At 45.0% G+C, this 805-nt stretch carries 1 pseudogene; it reads left to right on the forward strand.

The features are described 5' to 3' along the window. Positions 1-805 (forward strand): annotated as a pseudogene (locus AC805_RS26435) (hypothetical protein); the annotation flags it as partial.

The following is an 805-nucleotide window of genomic DNA, read 5'->3' on the forward strand; positions in this document are numbered from 1 at the left end:
GTCAGGCGGATTGGAAATATCTGGGCGAAACCAATGGCAGTTACTTTGCGGGTAAATATGTTAGAAAACGCCCCGAATCTGAGTCAGTGCGCCAAGAGCGTCGCGATCGCAATTTAAAACTGCAACTAGCTCAACAAAAGGCAAAGCGGGATGGTTTGGCTAAGTTGCCTGATGCGGTTCAACGCGATCGCCTTTATCAAAATTATTTACAAAAACTCGATCTAGACAATTTAGACAGAGCCGATTTAGTTAGTCGTGGCTTGTCTGAAATTGATATTAAGCTTTTAGGTGCTAAATCAACTAATTCTGGCTATATTCTGCCCATTAAGAATCCTTTAGGTCAAATTCTCGGGTTTCAAATCCGTTTACGTAATGCTAGTTCTGGGCGCTATCGGTGGCATAAACCTTTTGGTATCTCGGCACAGCAACAAAATGGAGAGTTACCCCTGGCTTTTCATGGTGATATTCAGGTCGATCGTCAGCGTGTGGTCTTGGTTGAGGGTACTGGCGTTAAGCCTTATCTTGCTTCTAAGCTGCGTGGCTGTGTAGCGATCGGTGCTTCGGGCGGTCAGTTTGTGGCTAGTAAAAAAACTTTACAAAGTTACCTTGACGCGATTGGGGCTAAGCCTGATGTGACTCGTTTGGAATATGCGATCGATGCGGGTGATGCTGCGAACCCGTCAGTGATGCGCCGCCATGAGAAAAATCTTGATTTTCTGGCTGAACTAGATTTTACGGTGGATGTTCTCTGGTGGGGTCAGGTTGCTAAAACTGATAATGATATTGATGAGTTATCTAATGATGC

This window comes from Pseudanabaena sp. 'Roaring Creek', assembly GCF_001402795.1.
In the GTDB taxonomy this organism is placed as follows: Bacteria; Cyanobacteriota; Cyanobacteriia; order Pseudanabaenales; family Pseudanabaenaceae; genus Pseudanabaena.